Origin of the sequence: Streptomyces alkaliphilus (genome assembly GCF_014141535.1) — a bacterium.
GTDB classification, from domain to species: domain Bacteria; phylum Actinomycetota; class Actinomycetes; order Streptomycetales; family Streptomycetaceae; genus Streptomyces; species Streptomyces alkaliphilus.
This window is the reverse complement of the sequence record NZ_VKHT01001596.1, coordinates 1-654: the sequence shown is the minus strand read 5'-3', so window position 1 is coordinate 654 and position 654 is coordinate 1. Positions and strand designations below refer to the sequence as shown.

Annotated in this window: 1 pseudogene; it reads left to right on the top strand. The window is 78.7% G+C overall.

The window, feature by feature from the left end:
• A pseudogene (locus FNQ90_RS25870) lies at positions 1–654 on the top strand (hypothetical protein); the annotation flags it as partial.

Here is a 654-nt window from a genome sequence, read left to right as displayed (position 1 = left end):
GGCAGGAACTGCGCCGTCCCGGTCTGTTGCCCCGGGTGGGCGGGGTGCGTCGGTGTGCCCCGCTCTCCGCGACGATCGTGGTCGCCACGGGCGCGGCCCTGGCGATGTCCGCGTCGGCCGCGTCGGTCGGGGCCGTGCTGTTCCCGCTGATCACCGGGACCGCGGAGGGGATGACCGCCGCCGGGGCGGCGGCCCCCGTGCCCGCGCTGCGGGCCGTGGTGGAGGGGGCCGGCCCGGCGGTCGGCTGCGCCGTGCTGGGCCCGCTGCTCGCCGCGGTGTTTCGTGCCGGGGTGGTGGGAATCGCGGGCGTTCTCCTCGTCCCCCCGGCGCTGGTCGCCCTCGCCCCGCGACTCGTGGCCCCCTCGGGCGTCCTCCCGGCGGGCCGGATCACCGATCTCGCGGTCGCGGTCCCGTTCTCCGGAGCGGATCCACCGGGCATCCCGGCCGCCTGGTTCCCGGCCTTCGCGGAGACCCTCGCCCGGGTGTCCGGGGCCGGTGGGCCCGGCTGGTGGATCGCTCCGGTGCTCCTGGTCCCCGTGGCGGCACTTCTCCTGCGCCGCTTGTCGACGGTGCTGCGACGCCGTCGGTTGACCGTCGCCGGGCCTCCCGGCCGGGTCACCCCTCCCCGGGCCGGTGGGGGGCACCGCCCGGCGA